The organism is Bradyrhizobium pachyrhizi (assembly GCF_029714545.1).
Classification (GTDB): Bacteria; Pseudomonadota; Alphaproteobacteria; order Rhizobiales; family Xanthobacteraceae; genus Bradyrhizobium; species Bradyrhizobium pachyrhizi.
In genome coordinates this window covers 5,925,608-5,943,772 of sequence record NZ_CP121667.1, presented here as the reverse complement: position 1 = coordinate 5,943,772, position 18,165 = coordinate 5,925,608, and the positions used below count along the sequence as shown (strand labels likewise).

Annotated in this window: 27 protein-coding genes; 12 read left to right on the top strand and 15 right to left on the bottom strand. The window is 64.8% G+C overall.

Annotated features, from left to right (window positions below):
• Nucleotides 1–62 precede the first annotated feature (62 nt).
• On the top strand, nt 63–740 hold the full coding sequence (locus QA639_RS28285; RefSeq protein ID WP_076825625.1) for a lectin: 678 nt from the start codon (nt 63–65) through the stop codon (nt 738–740).
• 115 nt (nt 741–855) lie between these two features.
• Here the strand turns inward: QA639_RS28285 and QA639_RS28280 are convergent, their stop codons facing one another.
• Complete coding sequence (locus QA639_RS28280) at nt 856–1,263, bottom strand: DUF3606 domain-containing protein (RefSeq protein WP_157343164.1); 408 nt, start codon at nt 1,261–1,263, stop codon at nt 856–858.
• Between the two features lie 152 nt (nt 1,264–1,415).
• Here QA639_RS28280 and QA639_RS28275 point away from each other — a divergent pair, with 152 nt between their 5' ends.
• Nucleotides 1,416–2,123 (top strand): glutathione S-transferase, encoded by a 708-nt coding sequence (locus QA639_RS28275; protein WP_283087762.1) that lies wholly within the window; start codon nt 1,416–1,418, stop codon nt 2,121–2,123.
• 108 nt (nt 2,124–2,231) lie between these two features.
• Here the strand turns inward: QA639_RS28275 and QA639_RS28270 are convergent, their stop codons facing one another.
• Both QA639_RS28270 and QA639_RS28265 read right to left on the bottom strand, forming a co-directional pair.
• On the bottom strand, nt 2,232–2,591 hold the full coding sequence (locus QA639_RS28270) for a GFA family protein (protein ID WP_157343168.1): 360 nt from the start codon (nt 2,589–2,591) through the stop codon (nt 2,232–2,234).
• Nucleotides 2,592–2,600: 9 nt separating this feature from the next.
• Nucleotides 2,601–3,275: a methyltransferase family protein gene (locus tag QA639_RS28265; protein WP_283087761.1), complete on the bottom strand. Its 675-nt coding sequence runs from the start codon at nt 3,273–3,275 to the stop codon at nt 2,601–2,603.
• A 146-nt stretch (nt 3,276–3,421) separates the two neighbouring features.
• On the opposite strand from QA639_RS28265, the gene QA639_RS28260 reads away from it, so the two are divergent.
• Both QA639_RS28260 and QA639_RS28255 read left to right on the top strand, forming a co-directional pair.
• On the top strand, nt 3,422–3,748 hold the full coding sequence (locus QA639_RS28260) for an ArsR/SmtB family transcription factor (protein WP_028339820.1): 327 nt from the start codon (nt 3,422–3,424) through the stop codon (nt 3,746–3,748).
• Nucleotides 3,748–4,188: an SRPBCC family protein gene (locus QA639_RS28255; RefSeq protein ID WP_283087760.1), complete on the top strand. Its 441-nt coding sequence runs from the start codon at nt 3,748–3,750 to the stop codon at nt 4,186–4,188. Before QA639_RS28260 ends, QA639_RS28255 begins: the two co-directional genes overlap by 1 nt.
• Here the strand turns inward: QA639_RS28255 and QA639_RS28250 are convergent, their stop codons facing one another.
• Nucleotides 4,189–4,650 carry a hypothetical protein gene (locus QA639_RS28250; protein ID WP_283070336.1) on the bottom strand — a complete coding sequence of 154 codons (462 nt, stop codon included), beginning with the start codon at nt 4,648–4,650 and terminating at the stop codon, nt 4,189–4,191.
• Between the two features lie 103 nt (nt 4,651–4,753).
• Nucleotides 4,754–5,071 carry a Kazal-type serine protease inhibitor family protein gene (locus QA639_RS28245; RefSeq protein WP_028337142.1) on the bottom strand — a complete coding sequence of 106 codons (318 nt, stop codon included), beginning with the start codon at nt 5,069–5,071 and terminating at the stop codon, nt 4,754–4,756.
• A gap of 231 nt (nt 5,072–5,302) precedes the next feature.
• On the opposite strand from QA639_RS28245, the gene QA639_RS28240 reads away from it, so the two are divergent.
• Both QA639_RS28240 and QA639_RS28235 read left to right on the top strand, forming a co-directional pair.
• Nucleotides 5,303–6,958, top strand: a complete 1,656-nt coding sequence (locus tag QA639_RS28240) for a fumarate hydratase (protein ID WP_283087759.1) — start codon at nt 5,303–5,305, stop codon at nt 6,956–6,958.
• A 9-nt stretch (nt 6,959–6,967) separates the two neighbouring features.
• Complete coding sequence (locus tag QA639_RS28235) at nt 6,968–7,639, top strand: DUF429 domain-containing protein (protein WP_283087758.1); 672 nt, start codon at nt 6,968–6,970, stop codon at nt 7,637–7,639.
• On the opposite strand, the gene QA639_RS28230 is transcribed toward QA639_RS28235, so the two are convergent.
• The 5 genes from QA639_RS28230 to QA639_RS28210 all read right to left on the bottom strand — a co-directional run bounded on the left by QA639_RS28230 (nt 7,636) and on the right by QA639_RS28210 (nt 11,935).
• Nucleotides 7,636–8,580, bottom strand: a complete 945-nt coding sequence (locus QA639_RS28230) for an SH3 domain-containing protein (protein ID WP_283087757.1) — start codon at nt 8,578–8,580, stop codon at nt 7,636–7,638. The genes QA639_RS28235 and QA639_RS28230 overlap by 4 nt on opposite strands.
• 20 nt (nt 8,581–8,600) lie before the next feature.
• The gene (locus QA639_RS28225) at nt 8,601–8,897 is read right to left on the bottom strand and encodes a hypothetical protein (RefSeq protein ID WP_028337138.1); all 297 of its coding nucleotides are present in this window, start codon (nt 8,895–8,897) and stop codon (nt 8,601–8,603) included.
• A 119-nt stretch (nt 8,898–9,016) separates the two neighbouring features.
• Complete coding sequence (locus tag QA639_RS28220; RefSeq protein WP_028337137.1) at nt 9,017–9,571, bottom strand: inner membrane-spanning protein YciB; 555 nt, start codon at nt 9,569–9,571, stop codon at nt 9,017–9,019.
• A gap of 49 nt (nt 9,572–9,620) precedes the next feature.
• Complete coding sequence (locus tag QA639_RS28215; protein WP_428841067.1) at nt 9,621–10,208, bottom strand: hypothetical protein; 588 nt, start codon at nt 10,206–10,208, stop codon at nt 9,621–9,623.
• A gap of 323 nt (nt 10,209–10,531) precedes the next feature.
• Nucleotides 10,532–11,935, bottom strand: coding sequence for a carotenoid oxygenase family protein (locus QA639_RS28210; protein WP_283087756.1), 1,404 nt, complete (start codon nt 11,933–11,935; stop codon nt 10,532–10,534).
• A gap of 113 nt (nt 11,936–12,048) precedes the next feature.
• Here QA639_RS28210 and QA639_RS28205 point away from each other — a divergent pair, with 113 nt between their 5' ends.
• Entirely contained in the window at nt 12,049–12,774 is a 726-nt protein-coding gene (locus QA639_RS28205) for a TetR/AcrR family transcriptional regulator (protein WP_283087755.1), read from the top strand.
• Nucleotides 12,775–12,811: 37 nt separating this feature from the next.
• Nucleotides 12,812–13,447 (top strand): DUF6321 domain-containing protein, encoded by a 636-nt coding sequence (locus QA639_RS28200; RefSeq protein WP_283087754.1) that lies wholly within the window; start codon nt 12,812–12,814, stop codon nt 13,445–13,447.
• 196 nt (nt 13,448–13,643) lie between these two features.
• Here QA639_RS28200 and QA639_RS28195 read toward each other — a convergent pair whose 3' ends face one another.
• Nucleotides 13,644–14,246 carry a hypothetical protein gene (locus QA639_RS28195; protein WP_283087753.1) on the bottom strand — a complete coding sequence of 201 codons (603 nt, stop codon included), beginning with the start codon at nt 14,244–14,246 and terminating at the stop codon, nt 13,644–13,646.
• Between the two features lie 165 nt (nt 14,247–14,411).
• On the opposite strand from QA639_RS28195, the gene QA639_RS28190 reads away from it, so the two are divergent.
• Nucleotides 14,412–15,083, top strand: a complete 672-nt coding sequence (locus tag QA639_RS28190; RefSeq protein ID WP_028337131.1) for an SET domain-containing protein — start codon at nt 14,412–14,414, stop codon at nt 15,081–15,083.
• A gap of 23 nt (nt 15,084–15,106) precedes the next feature.
• On the opposite strand, the gene QA639_RS28185 is transcribed toward QA639_RS28190, so the two are convergent.
• Nucleotides 15,107–15,397: a DUF6522 family protein gene (locus QA639_RS28185; RefSeq protein WP_028337130.1), complete on the bottom strand. Its 291-nt coding sequence runs from the start codon at nt 15,395–15,397 to the stop codon at nt 15,107–15,109.
• Nucleotides 15,394–15,828 carry an RrF2 family transcriptional regulator gene (locus QA639_RS28180; RefSeq protein WP_028337129.1) on the bottom strand — a complete coding sequence of 145 codons (435 nt, stop codon included), beginning with the start codon at nt 15,826–15,828 and terminating at the stop codon, nt 15,394–15,396. The genes QA639_RS28185 and QA639_RS28180 overlap by 4 nt, the downstream gene beginning before the upstream one ends.
• Before the next feature lie 83 nt (nt 15,829–15,911).
• On the opposite strand from QA639_RS28180, the gene QA639_RS28175 reads away from it, so the two are divergent.
• Nucleotides 15,912–16,373: a group III truncated hemoglobin gene (locus QA639_RS28175; protein ID WP_028337128.1), complete on the top strand. Its 462-nt coding sequence runs from the start codon at nt 15,912–15,914 to the stop codon at nt 16,371–16,373.
• Entirely contained in the window at nt 16,370–16,528 is a 159-nt protein-coding gene (locus tag QA639_RS28170; RefSeq protein WP_167350463.1) for a hypothetical protein, read from the top strand. The genes QA639_RS28175 and QA639_RS28170 overlap by 4 nt, the downstream gene beginning before the upstream one ends.
• 55 nt (nt 16,529–16,583) lie before the next feature.
• Here the strand turns inward: QA639_RS28170 and QA639_RS28165 are convergent, their stop codons facing one another.
• Both QA639_RS28165 and QA639_RS28160 read right to left on the bottom strand, forming a co-directional pair.
• Complete coding sequence (locus QA639_RS28165) at nt 16,584–16,982, bottom strand: hypothetical protein (RefSeq protein ID WP_157343192.1); 399 nt, start codon at nt 16,980–16,982, stop codon at nt 16,584–16,586.
• A 32-nt stretch (nt 16,983–17,014) separates the two neighbouring features.
• On the bottom strand, nt 17,015–17,239 hold the full coding sequence (locus QA639_RS28160; protein ID WP_157343194.1) for a hypothetical protein: 225 nt from the start codon (nt 17,237–17,239) through the stop codon (nt 17,015–17,017).
• A 94-nt stretch (nt 17,240–17,333) separates the two neighbouring features.
• Here QA639_RS28160 and QA639_RS28155 point away from each other — a divergent pair, with 94 nt between their 5' ends.
• Complete coding sequence (locus QA639_RS28155) at nt 17,334–18,158, top strand: helix-turn-helix domain-containing protein (RefSeq protein ID WP_038385984.1); 825 nt, start codon at nt 17,334–17,336, stop codon at nt 18,156–18,158.
• Nucleotides 18,159–18,165: the final 7 nt, after the last annotated feature.

Genomic DNA, 18,165 nt, shown 5'->3' with positions numbered 1-18,165 from the left:
GAATATCCGGAGGGCCTGCGGGTTGATCTCAGCGGACCATAACAACCATCGGGAGGATTGAGATGAAGATCGTTGCGCATATTGCGGTTCCGGCCTGTCTTGCATTCGTCGTCGTGGCGGCGCCGCCGGCGGCGGCGCAGACCGCCGACACCAGCTTCTTCCTGACCAGCAACGGCATCGGCAACGGCGGCAATCTCGGCGGGCTCGCCGGCGCCGACAATCATTGCCAGACGCTGGCGCAGGCCGCCGGCTTCGGTGCGCCGAAGACCTGGCGCGCCTATCTCTCGACCCAGGCGGCCGACGGCAAGGCAGCGGAGAATGCGCGCGATCGTATCGGCAAGGGACCGTGGAAGAATGTAAAGGGCGTCGTGGTCGCCAAGGACGTCGCCGACCTGCACAGCGCCGGCAACAATCTCACCAAGCAGACCGCCCTGTCCGAGAAGGGCGAGGTCGTCAACGGTGCCGGCGACACGCCGAACCGCCACGACGTGCTGACGGGATCGCAAGCAGACGGTACGGCGTTTGCGGCCGGCGAGGACCGCACCTGCAAGAACTGGACAAGCAGCACGCAAGGCGCCGCGATGCTCGGGCATTTCGACCGCAAGGGCCTGCGCGACGACGAGCCGTCAAAATCCTGGAACACGTCGCATCCCTCGCGCGGTCCCGACGGCGGCTGCTCGCAGGCTGACCTGAAGAGCACCGGCGGCGACGGCCTGCTGTACTGCTTCGCGGCGAACTGAGGGAGCGCATCTGCTGCAAGCGCAGCGAAGCAAAGCAATCCATCCTGCCGTGGGTGCGGAGCGATGGATTGCTTCGTCGCTCCGCTCCTCGCATGACGGGATAGTGCGATCGCGCTCAGCTCTTCCTGCGCTTGACGGTCTTCTTTGCGGTCTTCTTGGCAGCCTTCTTTTTCTTGGCTGTTTTCTTCTTGGCCGCGAAATAGGCCTCGACCTTCTTCGAGGAATGTCCGACGGCTGCGACCGCGGTCTTGAGCCGGGCAGGGGTCACCTTGAACTTCTTCGACCAGTAGCGGACCTCGTAGGGCTCGCTGATCGCGATCCGCGCGCGGTCGGCGGCCTTGTGGCGCTGCTCCTTGAAATGGGCTTCCACCTTCTTGGCGGAGTGCCCGATCTTCTTGACGGCGGCTTTCAGCTTCGCCGGCGTGACCTTGAACTTCTTGGACCAGTACGCAACTTCGTAGGACTCGCTCAACGCGATCAGAGCGCGATCCGCCGCGCCCCGCTTCTTCTTGCTGTCCGCCATCAGATGATCCTTCATCGAAGATTCGACGTTGGAACCTTAGCAGCCTCTGTGCGGTTCGCACAGGCAGCGGTGCGCGATGGACGATCTGACCGCGGCGTGGCTACGATCGAGGTGAAGCGAACCGATGCGGCGAAGTTTTCGGAGGTAAGTGCATGCACTATCAGCTTTACTACTGGCCAATGATCCAGGGCCGCGGCGAATATGTCCGCCTCGCGCTCGAGGATGCGGGCGCCGGCTACACCGATGTCGCGCGGGCGAGGGGCGGCATGGGTGCCATGACGAAGATGATGGAGGCACACAAGGGCACGCCGCCCTTTGCGCCGCCGTTTCTCAAGGTCGGCAGTCTCGTGATCGGGCAGACCGCCAACGTCCTGCTCTATCTCGGCGCGCGCCACGGCCTGGCGCCGAAGGCGGAGGGCGGAAAGCTCTGGGTGCACCAGCTGCAGCTGACGATCGCGGACTTCGTGGTGGAGATCCACGATACCCATCATCCGCTCGGGCCATCGCTCTATTACGAGGACCAGAGGGCTCCGGCGAAGAAGCGCACCGAGGAGTTCTGGGATTCGCGGGTGCCGAAATATCTCGGCTATTTCGAGGACCTCGTGCAAGCCAACCGCGGTGCGTTCGTCACCGGCCGCCGGCTGACCTACGCCGACCTGTCGCTGTTCCAGATCGTGGACGGCCTGCGCTACGCGTTTCCGAAGCGGATGGCGGCGTTCGAGAAAAAGATCCCGCGGCTGATCGCGCTGCGCGGTCGCGTCGCCGAGCGGCCGAACATCAAGGCGTATCTGGCCAGCGAGCGGCGGATTCCCTTCAACGAAGAGGGCATTTTCCGGCGCTACAAGGCGCTGGATTTGTAGGCACCGTCATTCCGGGGCGCGAAGCGTGAACCTCAGATGCGCAATTGCGCATCGGGGAATCTCGAGATTCCGGGTTCGGTCCTGCGGACCGCCCCGGAATGACTGTCGTCACCGGCTCCGCCCATCCACCGGCGTCATCGCGATCTTCGACAGGTCGATGCCATCGATGCAGCTGACATTCAGCGCCACGATGTCGGCGCCGTCGGGCTTCTTGCCGCGCGCGAACACGTCGACGCCGCAATCGACGCAGAGTTGATGGCGGATCGCATGGCGGTTGAAGAGATATTCCTTGATGTTCTCGGCGCCGGCGCGAAGCTGGAAGCTCGACGGCGGCATGAACACGAAGTGCAGGCCCTTCTTGGTGCAGATCGAGCAGTTGCAGGCCGTCACCATGGCCATATCGGTGGTGCATTCGAAGCGGACCTGTCCGCAATGGCAACCGCCGGTGTAGGTCTTGCTCTCCGCCATGATGATCCCTCACCACAGCCCGGGCACGAGGCGGTAACGCACCCGTGCCGCATAATCGGCGTAGCCTGACAATCCCGTCGCCAGCGTGCGCTCCTCGATCCCTGTGCGGATCGCAAACATCACGAAGAACACCGGCACGAAGGCGAGGCCCCACCAGGAGCCGAGCGTCAGCGGCACGCCGATGAAGAACAGCATCACGCTCGTATACATCGGATGGCGGACCAGCGCGTAGGGACCGGTCGAGATGACGTGATGGTCGCGCTCGGTCTGCACCTTCACGACCGGCGCGGCGAACGAGTTGGTGCGGAACACCCACAGGATCGCCACGGTCGAGACCAGATACAGCGCAAGGCCGAGCACGATCAGCGTCACGCCGTCATTGACGCCGCCAAAGCGCCGGTCGAGCCCAATCGCGACGAACCACAGCACCGCAACGACCAGGAACACCAGCATGAACCGCTTGTCCTCGGTTGGTTGGCCCTCGCGCGCGGTGAGGCGCATGCGCTCGGCCAGCAGCCCGGGATCGACCTTGGCGAGCCACAGCCCGCAGGCCGGCCCGATCACGGCCGAGGCGATCAGATAGGCCCATGCGCCGGGCCAGTGCAGCGTACCGGCGCAGGCAAACAGCAGCACGGCCATGGCGATGACGAAGAAGGTATTCTGCAGAAGGAGCTTTGCGATCATGAGCGGCTCCGCGCGATTCCAGTCGATATTATCGCACCGTTTTCCCGGCAAACATGCGACCGCAGCGATCAACTTTCGGAGCAGGCGAGGCGTTCCTGCGTCGCGACTGTATTGACAATCATATAAGCAATTGCTTATATATTTTCATGCCCGCCGCCACGCAGCTGACCGATGTGTTGAAGACCCTCGCGGACCCGACGCGGCGGGCGGTGTTCGAGCGGATTGCGCGGGAAGGCGAGATCGCCGCGACCGGCCTGGTGCAGGGTTCAAAGGTGTCGCAGCCGGCGGTGTCGCAACATCTGCGCGCGCTGCGCGATGCCGGGCTGGTCGCCGAGCGGCGCGAGGGCCGGCACATCCATTATCGCATCGCGCCGAAGGGGCTCGGTCCGCTGATCGACTGGCTCGGCCACTACGAGACGTTCTGGGCCGAGCGCTTCGCAAATCTGGAACGGCTGTTGAAGGAGAGTGAGTGATGGGTGAGACGCACGCGATCACGGTCGAGAAGGTGCTGCCTTACGCGGCCGGGAAGATCTGGCGGACGCTGACGACGAGCGATCGGATCGCGAAGTGGCTGATGCCGAACGATTTCGTGCCGGCCGTTGGCCATCGCTTCAATTTCCACACCAAGCCGATGGGCGACTGGGACGGTGTCGTGCATTGCGAGGTGCTGGATTGCGATCCGCCGCGCCTGTTGCGCTACTCCTGGAAGGGCGGCGCTAATACCAATCCGGAATACGGCTCGAAGCTCGACACGATCGTCACCTGGACGCTGACGCCGGTCGAAGGCGGTACCCATCTGCGGATGGTGCATGACGGCTTCGTGCTGCCGGGCAACCGCTTCGCCTTCGACATGATGAGCCCGGGATGGGGCAGGGTGCTCGACGCCATCGCGCGCATCACCGGCGAAGGCTGATCACTCGTTATTGCCGCGGCGAACCGTGATCGAGGCGTCGGTCTTGTTGCGGGTGCATTCGAGGTTGAGGCGGCGATAGCGCATCGTGATGGTGTTGCCGCGCAAGATGCCCATGCGCTTCAAGCAGCGCGAGGTGCCGGTGACGGCGTCGTCCTTCGGCACGGTGAAGATCAGCGCCGTGGCGGAGCCCACCAGGTTGAAGAACTCCGACTTCATCTTGCGATCGGTCTTGGCGTAGAGCTCGATCGAATAGTCCTTGCCGCGGCAGCCGAGCGACAATTCCTTCGCCGCCGGGTGCGTGAGGTAGGTGATGTTGGCAGCGCTGAAATTGACCTTCAGCCCGTCGATCTGGCCGGCGAGCTGCTTGGCGATGTCCACGCAGGGATCGGCATGCGCAGGCGCTGCGACGAAAACCGTCGCCAGCGCGATCAGCGCGGCCGGCAGAGTGGAGCGGATGCTCAAAGGCAAGCGTCGGCGCAACGATGCTGTCACGAAATACCCCCCGCGGTATGAAAGTACGCGAAGTTACATGCAGGCTCCCGCGGAGCGCGTCAATACGGCGACGTCAGGACGCGCACCTGCCGTCCGGCGCTTTGGAAGCCCCGGCGGCCCGGCGTTCGCAATCGTTGCCATACGTCTTGCCGTCGCAGCCGCATACCGGCTTGAAGATCTTGTTGCAAATCGTCGGGCGGAACGCGCAGGTGCCGGTCTGGTCGAAGCGGCCGCAGGTCCCGGGCTTGAACTGGCAGAACTGGCCGCGACCGCTGCATTGCAGTCCAGCAAGGCCGCCGCACGGCTTGCCGAGGCGGGCGGCATCGGCGCCGGTCGGGATCGCGATCAACATGGCCAGCGCCGCGAGCCAGACGAAAAGCGCTGTCTTCATGAAGGTCTCCTGATGGCTTCCTGATGGTTTCCCTGGCCGTTCCGCGGCTTGCCGGCGTTGTGGCAACCTGGGATTACGATGGCATGAAACATAGCACGTGGATTGCCAGTCCCGCGCATGGCTGGAAGGCGGCCCGCTTCCCTTTCCTTTGTCGGAAAAAGGCTTAGAACGGCTCTACATTGCCGGCGGCCCCGCGGCCGGCACCGGCCTTTCGAAACCGACGAGCAGCTCATGAACGCCCCCTCAGCCTTTCCCGACCAGCAGAAGCCCGTTCCGCCCTACAAGCACACGCCTCTGTTCCCGCTTGGTGCCGACACCACGCCCTACAAGAAGGTCACGAGCGATGGCGTCCGGGTCGAGAAGGTGTTGGGCAAGGACATGCTCGTGGTGTCGCGGGAGGCGCTGCGCGCGCTCTCCGAGGCCGCCTTCGGCGACATCAACCACTATCTGCGGCCGGGCCACCTGAAGCAGCTCCGTTCGATCCTCGAGGACAAGGAAGCCAGCGACAACGACAAGTTCGTCGCCTTCGACTTCCTGAAGAATGCCAACATCGCGGCCGGCGGCGTGCTGCCGATGTGCCAGGACACCGGCACCGCGATCATCATGGGCAAGAAGGGATGCAATGTCATCACCGACGGCGACGACGAGGCCGCACTGTCCGAGGGCGCGCGCGATGCCTATCTGCGCCGCAATCTGCGATATTCCCAGGTAGCTCCCTTGTCGATGTATGAGGAAAAGAACACCGCCAACAACATGCCGGCGCAGTGCGAGATCTACGCCGAGGGCGACGACGCCTACAAGTTCATGTTCATGGCCAAGGGCGGCGGTTCGGCCAACAAGAGCTTCCTGTTCCAGGCGACGCCCTCGGTGCTGACCAGGGATCGCCTGCTCGCCTTCCTGAAGGAGAAGGTGCTGACGCTGGGCACCGCGGCGTGTCCCCCGTATCACCTTGCGATCGTGATCGGGGGCACCTCGGCCGAGCTCTGCATGAAGACCGTGAAGCTTGCCTCCGCGCGCTATCTCGACGCGCTGCCGCCCCACGGCTCGGCCGACGGCAATGCGTTCCGCGACCTCGAGATGGAGCAGGAGATCCTCAAGATGACGCAAAGCCTGGGGGTGGGCGCGCAGTTCGGCGGCAAATATTTCTGCCACGACGTGCGCGTGATCCGGATGCCGCGCCACGGCGCCTCGCTGCCGATCGGGCTCGGCGTGTCATGCTCGGCGGACCGCCAGGTGCTCGGCAAGATCACCAGGGATGGCGTCTATCTCGAGGAGCTCGAGCACAATCCGGCGCAGTATCTGCCCGCGGTGGAGCAGTCGCTTGGCGGCGAGGTCGTCAAGATCGACCTCAACAAGCCGATGAACGAGATCCTCGCGACGCTGTCGCAATATCCGATCAAGACCCGCGTCTCGATGACCGGCACCATGATCGTCGCACGCGACTCCGCGCATGCCAAGCTGCGCGAGCGGCTGGAGAAGGGCGAGCCGCTCCCCGACTATTTCAAGAACCATCCGGTCTACTACGCGGGTCCGGCCAAGACGCCCGATGGCTACGCCTCCGGTGCGTTCGGCCCGACCACGGCGGGACGCATGGATTCCTTCGTCGACCAGTTCCAGGCCGCGGGCGGATCGATGGTGATGGTCGCCAAGGGCAACCGCGCGGTCGCGGTGCGCGAGGCCTGCAAGAAGCATGGCGGCTTCTATCTCGGCTCGATCGGCGGCGCCGCGGCGAACCTCGCCGAGCACTGCATCAAGAAGGTCGAGGTGGTCGAGTATCCCGAGCTCGGCATGGAAGCGATCTGGCGCATCGAGGTGGTCGATTTCCCGGCCTTCATCATCATCGACGACAAGGGCAACGACTTCTTCAAGGAATTGAATCTCGGTTGAGGATCGGGGTTGATTGCGGTCGGCCTCGACGGATTTTCCAAAGGCTGGGTCGCAGTTACCATCGACGGCGACCGGCGTACGATTTCCTTTCACACCGACATTGCGGACGCGCTTTCGCGTCCGTTCGATCGCGCCGGGATCGATATCCCGATCGGTCTGACCGATGACGGCGAGCGCGATTGCGACCTTCTCGCGCGCGTGAGATTGCGCCCGCACACCTCGCGCGTCTTCACCGGCGCGCGGCGCTGGCTGTGGCAGCAGTTTGACGATCCCGATCTCGCGAATGCGGAAGCACTGCGCCGCGGCCAGACCCGCGTGTCGCGCCAGCTCTGGCATCTCGGCAAGAAGATCATGGAGGTCGACGCGTTCGTGCGCGCGAACGCCGCGCGCGATATCCGCGAGGTGCATCCCGAACTGGTGTTCTTGCAGCTGAACGGCGGCGAGCCTTTGCCGCGCAAGAAGTCGGAGGAGGGCGATGCGCTGCGCTGCAGGCTGCTGAGGCGATCAGGCTTCCGCGAGATCGATCGCTGGCTCACCGAGGTGCGCATCGGCACCGGCGCGAAGCGCGACGATGTGCTGGATGCCTGTGCAGTGGCGCTGGCTGCGCGCGAACCATGCGGAAGCGTTCCCGAAGCGCCGCCGCGAGACGCGCACGATCTGCCGATGCAGATCTGGTTCTAACTGCAGTTCGTCACCTGGTTGGAGCACAGGCTGCGCCACCAGCCGCGCACGCCGTCATGGCTCTCCACCAGCGCCCAGTGCCCGCTGCAGGCGAGGATGCGTTTCGGACCATCGTCGGTATCGAACTCACCGCCGAGCTTGCGCAGCGCCGGCGTCCACTTGGCATCGACGAAGGGCGCCTGGAACAGCCCGCCCATGCGGGTGTAGCCGTTGGCGTAGCTCGCGCCGACCTTGTTGGCGGCAACCCATCCGCGCCCGGCATAAGGCTTTGGCGCGTTGCGCGGATAGCGCTTGTCATCCTCGTAGGCTTTGCCCGGCGGCATCGCGCCCTCGATCAGAAACCAGCCGTCCTTGAAGCCGATGATACGAAACTCGGTGAGCCAGCCGCTCTCCGGCGTGTTCTCGGCCCCGCCCATCTTGAGATGGTAGGGTGGCGGCAGCTTGCCGAGCACGCGTGCCTTCACCGACGGCTCCGCGCGCACGTTGAGGCCCGCGAGGTCCTTGTCCTCCGACCAGGCGCCGAGGTCGCACGGCTCGGTGCCAGCGGGCAGTGTGTTTCGGTTCGCGTCAAGCTCGGCCTGGCGCGCGGCAAAATCATTGTCCGCACCGTCGGCGTTTCCGGCAGCGATGTCGCTCGGACCGCGCGGCTTCAGTTCGGCCGACAGCGCGCGCGTGCCATCCTTGCTTAGCGTCACGACCATCATCTGACGCGGCGCGAAGACGCTTGCCGGCGTCTTCGGGTCGTCCGCGCCCGCGGCATAGACCGCAAGGTAGCCGGTGGTGCCGGCGGCATCCGTGCTGGAAGAGGTGCCCGCAACATATCCGGCCGGCACCAGCGCGACCGCGCTCGCGCGCCACGCCGGTTCGGCTTCGCTTGCCTGCTGTGCGGAAGCCGTCGTGGCTGATAACGCCATGACGGCAACGGATGCCAGGATGCGCATGCGTGGTGCGCGTGCTGCGGTTACGCTCGCGTGCCGGTGAAGGGGAAGCTGCCCATCGGGCCGATGCCCATCTCGCCGGAGATGCCGTCGCCGGAGACCTTGCCGGTGAATTCGAGCGTCAGCGGCATCGGATTGGTGATGGAAACCTTCCAGGCGACGTCGTCGCCGTTCACGGTGCCGTCGAAGATTTCGGTGGAGTTGCCCTCGGCGCCCTGGGTGCCGGTGAGCGTGCCGCCCGAGCTTGCCAGTGACAGCGTCGCCTTGCGCTCGCCCATCGGCGTCGTCATCGTGAGATTCCAGTTTCCGTCCACCGCCATTGATATCTCCCCTCCAGGTAAGGCGCTTTCAAGCGAAATGGCTACCGTTTCGCGCGAAGAAAACGCGTGCGCGGGTATAGCCCATCTTGCTGCGCGCGCCTAGTTCGCGGCTGCGGCGATCAGGCGCGGGCGGCGGCGCGCAGCCGGCTTCCGACCAGGACGCGGAAGGCGACATACTGGATCGCGAAGGCGGCGATCTTGGCGCCGACCAGCACCACCGACACGTAGAACGCCCACAGCTTCATGTCGCCGGTCGCCGCGATCGCAATGGTGCCGGCGGCGAGGATGAACATCAGCCCGGCCCAGGCGTAGCCGGCGAGGGTGGCGTATTCCGGAATCGTCTCGGTCACGATCGGCGGCAGATAGCGCAGCATCCAGCCGCGCTTGAGCATGATCGCGCCGATCGCGATGTGGCCGATTGCCGGCTTCGCCAGCACGAAGCGCGGATCGTTGGTGAAAAGCGTCGCGCCGCCGAGCACGATCACCAGCCCAAGGCTCGCCCAGGTCATGTAGCCGAGCGACTGTCCCTTGACCCGCGCATAGACCACTTGCGCAATCGCGCCCGCGATCGCAACGCCAGTGGCGATCAGGACATTGTCGGTGGCGAAATAGACCACCAGGAAGACGATGGTGGAGAGGAAGTCGCTCGCAAGCCTGGCAAATACGCTCTTCATCGTCGTGGTTTCCGTTTCCTCGGGATGATGGTTGTGATGATGGCAGCGTCTAGCGTGAGGGCAGCGCGCCGGCCGGCGGCGTCGCGTCCTTGGCCGCGCGATGGTGCGGATACCAGTGGGTAAAGCCGACCGCGGCATTGCGTGCGGCGAAGGCGATCAAGAGGCCCGTCCACAGCGGCAGCGCCGGCACGTAAAGCACCGCAATGTTGCCGATCAGCATGAGCAGCATCGCGACGGTCCAGGCGCCGGTGATCAGGTAGTTGGCATGGAGGAAGCCGGGCAGCTTCGCGGTCTCGGCATCGACCTGCTCCAGCGCATATTGCCGCGTGAAGGGGTGGCCGATCATGATCGAGCCGAGCGACACCAGCAGAATGCCGGCATCGACCGCGATCTTCACCGCGGTGTTGCTCGGCGTCGCATCGACGAAGATCAGGTAGGAGCCGATCGCGGCAAATATGACGACCGAACCGACGCCGAGGATCTTGATGCTGCGGCCGCGCGCGATATCGAACGCGATGACGGCGAGGCAGATCAGGGCGGCACAGAGCAGGCTCACCGTGGCCGAGGTCACCAGCATCAGCATGGCGAAGGCGCCGTAGGGAGCGAGGATCAGGAAGATCGTCATGGTGAGCCTCATCGGCTTATCTTTACAGTGTAAAGATAAACTATAGGCGAGCGGCCGAGCCGTCAAGTAAAATCTTTACAGTGTCAAAATCGTGAGATGATTGGAAAAATCAAGTTTTGGCAATGACATAAGCGTGGCCCTCGCATTTGGCGTCCGCCGTCCCGCATCGTCATGGCCAGGCATGACCGGTCTGAAGGACGGCGTCGCTTCCGCTCGCCGATGTCCCGGCCATCCACGTCTTTCTCGCAACTGGCGATAAAGACGTGGATGCCCGGCACGAGGCCGGGCATGACGAGTGGAGGAATTGCTGCTCTGACGCGTGGGAAGGTCGCTGGCTACTCCGCCCCCACCCAATTGCCGTGGAATCCGTCGGGCACGCGGTGGCCGAGATGGACCAGCGCAGTCGGGCCCGCTTCGACATCTTGCGCGTTGAACGCGGCGAGGTCGCTGCGGTTTTCGCGGGCGCGCCAGACCACCGCGAGCAGCCAGCCGTCGCCTTCCGCGGCGTCAGCGCTGCGCTCGACGAAGACAGGCTCGGAGATCGTATCGCCGGCGGGCAGCAGATAGTGGCCGAGCCGCTTGCCACGGCCGTCGACATGCACGATGCCAGACAGTGCACCGAACATCGGCAGATCGGGGTTGGCGCAGGCGTACCAGCCGTGATTGCTGGCAAATCCGGCGCGGCGATCGTCGACGCGGGGAAATTCGCCGGTGAGGTCGTCGAGATAGGTTTGCGTGAAGCGGTCGGTGTTGCCGGAGAGGTCGAAGGTCCAGCGGCAATAGCGCGCGCGGTTCTTCCGAGGGTCGGTCGGCGAGCCGTCGGGGTGATTGAACAGCGGCGCTTCCTCGAACTGCATCACGTCGGCGATGATGCGGTTGCCGTCTTCCCATGCGTTCATCACGTGGAAAACGTAGCAGGTCTCGGCGCGGAACCAGACGATGTCCTTTGACGCGCCGCTGCGCTTCATGACGCCGACATAGGCGCCTTTCTCCGGCTCCCAGGCATAGGGCGCCTGTCCGCGCATCGCGCGCTGCATGCTGCCGGTGATCGGCAGGATCGGAAACAGCACATGATTCTCGGTGACGATGAAGTCGTGCACCATGCTGGCATAGGGCGCCTCGAAGCGTTCGAACCGCGTCACCACGCCGGACGAGCTCACCGCGCCGAACGACAGTGCCGGCGTCAGCGGGCCCGCGGCGTTGTAACCGAAGAACACCATCTCGCCGGTCGCCGGATCAATCTTCGGATGAGCGGTGAAGGGGCCCGTGATCGCGCCCTTGTAGTCGCAATAGCCGAGGCGATTGAGCGTGCCGGGTTCGATCTCGGTCGGCAGATGGCCTTCCTCGAGCGCGAGCAGGCGGCCGCCATGGAAGATGATGTTGGTGTTGGCGACGCCGCCGTCCGTCGTCGTGGTGGCCGGCGCATCCGGCATCTTGCGGCCGAAACCGCCGAACAGAGCGCGGCCGGCATCGTGCTCGGCCTGCCACTTCGGAGTGCGGACCCAGCGGTTGCGGTAGCTGGCGCGCCCGTTCTCGAGATGGAAGGCGTGCAGCATGCCGTCGCCCACGAACCAGTGCGCACCCGGCGCCTCGAATTGCGGGTTGGGACCGTTACGGTAGAGCGTGCCGTTCAGCTCTCGCGGCAATTCTCCCGAGATCTTCAGGAAGGGCGCGTCGGCTTCGAATGGGATCGGCGCCAGATTGGTCCGCGCCGCATTGGATGTGACCTGGTCGAGCATTCCGCATCTCCCTGCATTATGATCTTTACATCGTAAAGATATCAGTAGGGATGGCACCGCCGATCGTCAAGCAAAATCTTTACAGTGTAAAAATTGCGACCTATAAGGGCCGCATGGCAAGAATCTCCAAAGAAAACAAGGCGACTCGCCCGGCACGGGCTCCGACCCGCCGGGTTGCACGGACTAGGGCAGCTCGTCCGGTCCAACGGCGCCGCGCCAACGACACGCCGTACCATCACGGCGATCTGCATGAGGCGCTATTGAAGGCCGCCGAGCGCGTGCTCGAGCGTGATGGATTGGCGGGGCTGACATTGCGTGCGGTGGCGCGCGAGGCCGGCGTGTCGCACGCCGCGCCGACGCATCATTTCGGCGATCTCACCGGTTTGCTCAGCGAACTCGCGGCGATCGGTTTTCGGCAATTTGGCCTAGCAATGGCGGCTGCGGGCGCTTCGGCGGCCACGACGCCCGAGAAGGGTGTGGCGAGCGCCAAGGCTTACGTTGCCTATGCCCAGGCACATCCCGGCATGTACGGGCTGATGTTCCGCAGCGAGCGGCTCGATCATTCGCGGCCGTCGCTGCACGAGGCGTCCGAGGCGTCGTTCGCAGGGCTGACCCGCGGCGTCGGCGCCAGCCGGCACGAGCAGATTTCCAAGGAGCAGCTCACGCTGGATCAGGCCGCCGCGATCGCGTCCGCCTGGTCGCTGGTGCATGGTTTCACCATGCTGCTGCTCGACGGACGCCTCAAGACGATTCTGGATCGGTCACCCGAGGGCACGTCCGCGGAAACGCTGTTGACCGCGATGCTGCGATTGTCCGCGGGCCGCTCGGCGCGGCCGTAACGAAGCAACCCTTGTCGCGCCGGCGCGTTGACGCGGCATGGCACGATCACCGCGCGTTCCCTGGAAACGTCCGAACCCGCGCAAGCGGGCGGGCAAGGCGTCCAAGCATTTGTCGCCGCGGAAGAAGGCGGCCGCCAAGGCCGCCGCGCGGCGTGCTGGACGGCGTTATCCCAACCTCGTGGACAACATGCGCATGGCAGCAAAGACGAAGCGCAGGACGAAGACGTCCGGACGCAAGCGGGCGGCGTACGAGCGCCCAGCCGCGAAGAGCGCGGCGAAGAAGCGCAAGACGGCAAAAGCCAAGGCGACAAAAGCCTCGACGCGGAAGCGCGGCGGCCGTGCACGCGAAAAGGATCCGCGCGGCGGGCTCACCGCGGCGGGACGCAAGGCATTCGCCGAGAAGCAGGGTGCGCATCTGAAGCCCGGCGTCATGAAGAAAGAGTCCGAGATGACGCCGCAGGACATGCGCCGCAAGGGCAGCTGGGCTGTGCGTTTCTATGGCCGCAAGAAGCTGCCGCCGCTGGTCGACGACCGCGGACGGCCGACGCGGCATGCGCTGTCGGCCCATGCCTGGGGTGAACCCGTTCCCAAGACAGTGGCCGCCGCGCGCCGCATCGCGGCCAAGGGCGAACGGCTGCTGCAACGCTACAAGCGCGCGAGGCAGAAGGGCTGAGGTTCTCTTCACCTCGCCCCGCCTGCGGGGAGAGGTCGGAACGCATCGCTAGATGCGTTCCGCGTGAGGGGAGAGGGAGCGCAACGCCGTGCGCGCTAAAGCATGATCCGGAAAAGTGCGAAGCGGTTTTCCGAAAAGATCATGCTCAAACAAAGAGCTAGGGCGCGATGACGATTCAACCTAATCTCATCGCGCTTTAGCGTTTGGTCAGCGACGTGGTCCGGCCGCTCTGTCCGATCGTCTTCACCGTATCCGTGCCGCATTTGAAATCGCGGGCGAAATCATCGGCAGCCTGCCGCGCCAGCTCGTTGGCGTTGGGATTGGCCGCGACGTCGACATAGGCGACATGACAGACATCGCCCGGCGGCAGCCGGGTCACGGCGAGCATTGCCCGCGAGACCGGGCCGCCGCGCTTGTCCTGCTCGCTGTTGTCGGCGATCTGCCAACGCTGGATGATCGCAAACGGCTTGCCGCCGGCTGCACGCCATTCGACCCTATCGCCGGTCGAGCTGAACGGGCCGAACCAGGCCTGCGCCGCCGGTTCCCTGGCTGCCGCCTCGCGGTTTCGGCCGACCGAGACCACTTCGCGCAGGTCGCCCTCGTTGATCAGCACCACAAGTCCGGATTTTCCCGGACAGACCCTGGTGGTGCCGCCGTCCTCCTCGCTGGGCTTGCCGATCATGCGGCAGGCCTTCGGCGCTGTCGATGTGTAGCTGCTGCTGATCGTCTCAGAGCCGGCATGACCGGGATTTGCGCCGGCAACCGCCATAACGACTGTTGCAAAAGCAAGGTATTTCATCGGGGGAAACCTGCGATCCGGACGTTACTTTGTGTCTGACATATGCAATCTGGGGAAGGTTCAATAGACACGCGGGAAACACCTGACAGGCGCGCGGAATCGTCCTAGAAGGGCGGCTTCGCAACTTCTGTCGCGTGCACCCAGCGTGCCGTAACCTCGATCGTCATGCCCACGATATCATCCAACAAGCCCTATCGCGTCGGCCGTTCCCGTACCGGTCTTGGCCTTTTCGCCACCAAGCCGATCAAGAAAGGCACCAAGATCATCCGCTATTTCGGGCCGTTGCTCGACTCGAAGAAGAAGGATGAGGACGCGATCGAGAACAAATATCTGTTCGAGCTCACCAACCGCTGGACCATCGACGGCTCGATCCGCGAGAACGTCGCGCGCTACATCAACCACGCCTGCAGGCCGAACGCGGAATCCGACGTCAAGCCGCGTAAGCGCAAGGTGTTCATCCGCGCCATCAAGGACATCGAGCCGGGCGACGAAATCAATTACGACTACGGAACCGACTATTTCAAAGCCTATCTGAAGCCGATCGGCTGCAAGTGCGATGCCTGCGAGAAGAAGCGCAAGAAGAAGCGTGCGGAGGCGAGGGCGGAGCGGGTGCGGCTGAAGGAAAGGGCCGAGCGGAAGGCACAGCGCAAGGCCGAGAAACTCGCCGAGGAGCGGGCCCGGCAGAGGAAGGCGAAGAAGGCTGCCAAAGCCAACGGCAAGCTCGCCAACGGCACGGCGCTGAACGGCAAGCACCTCAATGGCCACAGCCTGATCAATACGGCGGGCAAGAAGGCCGCATCGTCGAAGCGTGGCACCGCCCGGGCGCTGCAGGCCTGATACCAACGTCGATCGAAAACGCTCTAGCCGCCCGGCCGGTGCGCCGCGCGTGGCAACGGGGAATTGCCGAAATCCAGCGTCGAACGCTGGATGATCGTGCCGTGCTCGTCGATGACGAGACGGAAACGCTTGCTCTCCGAGAAGAATGTGAGGCGATGGCGCCCCTGATCGGCGTCGAACCCGCGCTCCGAGCGCGTCGTGATCGCGCCCGAGCGCATCCCGGCCTGCAGCAGCGGGACCGCGATGCCGAGGCCTTCGGCGACGATACTAGCGTCGACCTCGAACGCGCCGTTCGCGAATGCGATCGTCGTCATGATGCCCTCGCGGGGTGGCGGACGGAACGCGGCAGGTAGGCGCATTCGGCGAGCGTCGTACCGTCGAGCTCGCGCATGAAGGCCTCGCGTGCGGCGGCAAGCTTCGCCTTCAGCCGGCAGCGCGGCAGCAGCAGGCAATCTCCGCCATCATCCCTGAAACATTCGACCAGCGCGCTGCCGCCTTCCAGCGCACGGACCACCTGGCCGAGGGTGATGGTCTCCGCCGGCCGCGCCAGCGAGAACCCGCCGCCGGCGCCGCGCTGGGTGGCAATGAAGCCGGCGTCGGCCAGGTCGCGCACCACCTTGGCAAGGTGATTGCGGGAAATGTCGAACTCGGCCGCGATCTCGCTGGTCGCAAACGACCGGTCCGGCTCGCCGGCCAGCCGCATCAGGGCGCGGAGCGCAAAATCCGTGAATGATGTCAGGCGCATGGAAGCCCTTCGAAATCAGCACTTGGCGGATCAGCTATAGCAGGCTAAATAGGCATTTGAAATACCTATTTAGGATGTGAGTCATGACAGCAGCAGAGCGCCGCGAGCAGATCACCGCCGGGATTGTCGCGCGGACTGGGATCACCGAGGCCATGATCGAGCAGCTGGTGCACGCCTTCTACGCCAAGGTCCGCAAGGACCCGATGATCGGACCGGTGTTCGAGACCAGGATCAGCAATTGGGAGCCGCATCTGGCCCAGATGTGCGCGTTCTGGTCCTCGGTCGCGCTGATGACCGGGCGCTATCACGGCACACCGATGGTCAAGCATATGCCGCTGCCGATCGACGCCGCGCATTTCGACCGCTGGCTCGAACTGTTCGAGGCGACCGCGGCCGAGCTGTGCCCGCCTGACGCGGCGGCGCATTTCATCGATCGTGCGCGGCGCATCGCCTCGAGCCTCGAGATGGGCGTCGCCAGCGGACAGGGCGTGATGCTGGCGGTCGGCGAGCGTTACAGGCGAAGCGAAGCAGGAGCAGTGCAATGAGGAACAGGGCGAAGGCAATTGCGCGCGCCATCGACGGCGCGTGGTTTCATCAGAATCAGGCCGATCCGTTTTCCGGCAGCAGCCTGGTGCCGATGTTGATCATCGGCCTGGCGCTGACCTTCGCTGGCATGATCGTCGCGGTGGTGCTGAGCTGACGGAAACGGCCGCCGCGTTTGCCGCGACGGCCGCTCGTCACGTCCGGCATTCAGTTTACGCCGCGACCGCCTCACCGCTGCGGCGCAGCCCGACATATTGCAGCTCGGCGAACACGCCGGTGGCGATCGCCTGGGCGAGGATCACGATGGTCCCGAAAAGATTCGGCGACACCGCGCCCGACAGCAGCAGCGCGATGCTGGCGAGCGTCCAGGCCGCGTTGCCGACGACCACCAGCATCACCAGCGGCTTCGGCACCGACATGCGCGTGCCGAGCCAGCCGACCAGCGCGGTATAGGCGATCAGGAACAGGCCGGTCTCGCGCAGCAGCGCTTCCGGCAGGCCGAGCAGCGATGCCAGCGCGCCGGCGTCGAGCACCATCGCTATGGCGGATACGCCGCTGAAGACGGCATCGGCAAGCAAAGCGCGGCGCAGCAGTTGGGACGAATGGATCATGGCAGGGTCTCCTCTGGTTGGGATGGGGATGGTCAACGGAACAGGGACTGCAGCTGACGCCACAGGCGGAGCGGACACAGCGCCTTGCCGACCCTCATCTCGACCGCATAGACCTGCGCGAACACGAACACGCCGGTCGCGTGCACGAGCGGCTGCGGCATGTTGAGCGAGCGCGCCAGCAGCCAGGTGGCCAGATGGATCAGGCACGGGAGCAGGACGGCGAGGGCGCGGACAAGGGACAGCATCAGCATGGTCATCTCCTGTGCCGTGGAAGATGAGCCGGCCGGCGCGCCAATTCGATTACCTCAGGCGTAATGGAACGGGCGAATTCCGCATGGTAGGTTTTGCACCATGAACGCACATGCATCCATGGCGCGGGCCGAGCCCGCAAAACCCGTCCCGATCGGCGAGCACCTGCGCGAGTGGCGGCAGCGCCGTCATCTCAGCCAGCTCGACCTTGCCGTCGATGCCGAGATCTCGGCGCGGCATCTGAGCTTCGTCGAGACCGGCCGCTCGGCGCCGTCGCGCGACATGGTCCTCAAACTGGCGGAGCGTCTCGACGTGCCCCTACGCGAACGCAACGTACTGCTGGTCGCCGCGGGTTTCGCGCCCGCATTCCCGCAACGCTCGCTGGATGATCCGGCGCTGAAATCGGCGCGCGAGGCCATCAACCTGGTGCTGAAGGCGCACGAGCCCAATCCGGCGCTGGCCTATGACCGGCACTGGAATCTGGTCTCCGCCAACCGCATGGTGGCGCCGCTGCTCGAGGGCGTGCCGCAGCGGCTGCTCGGCCAGCCCTTCAACATCCTGCGGCTTGCCTTCCACCCCGAGGGCCTCGCCCCGCGCACCGTGAACCTCGCGGAATGGGCCGCGCATCTTCTGGAGCGGCTGCATCGGCAATGCGAGGCAACGGCCGATCCGGAGCTGCTCAAGCTCTATCAGGATCTGAAGTCCTATCCGATTCCGGCGCGGTCGGCCCCGATCACCACCGACAACAACGTCGCGCTTCCCTTCAAGCTCCGCCTCAATGGCGAGATCCTGAGCTTCATCTCGACCACCATGGTGTTCGGCACGCCGGTCGACATCACGCTGCAGGAACTGGCGCTGGAGACCTTCTTCCCGGCCGATGAGCTGACCGCCGAGCGGATGCGGCAGATGGCAGCCAGTATGAAATAGCGGCTTG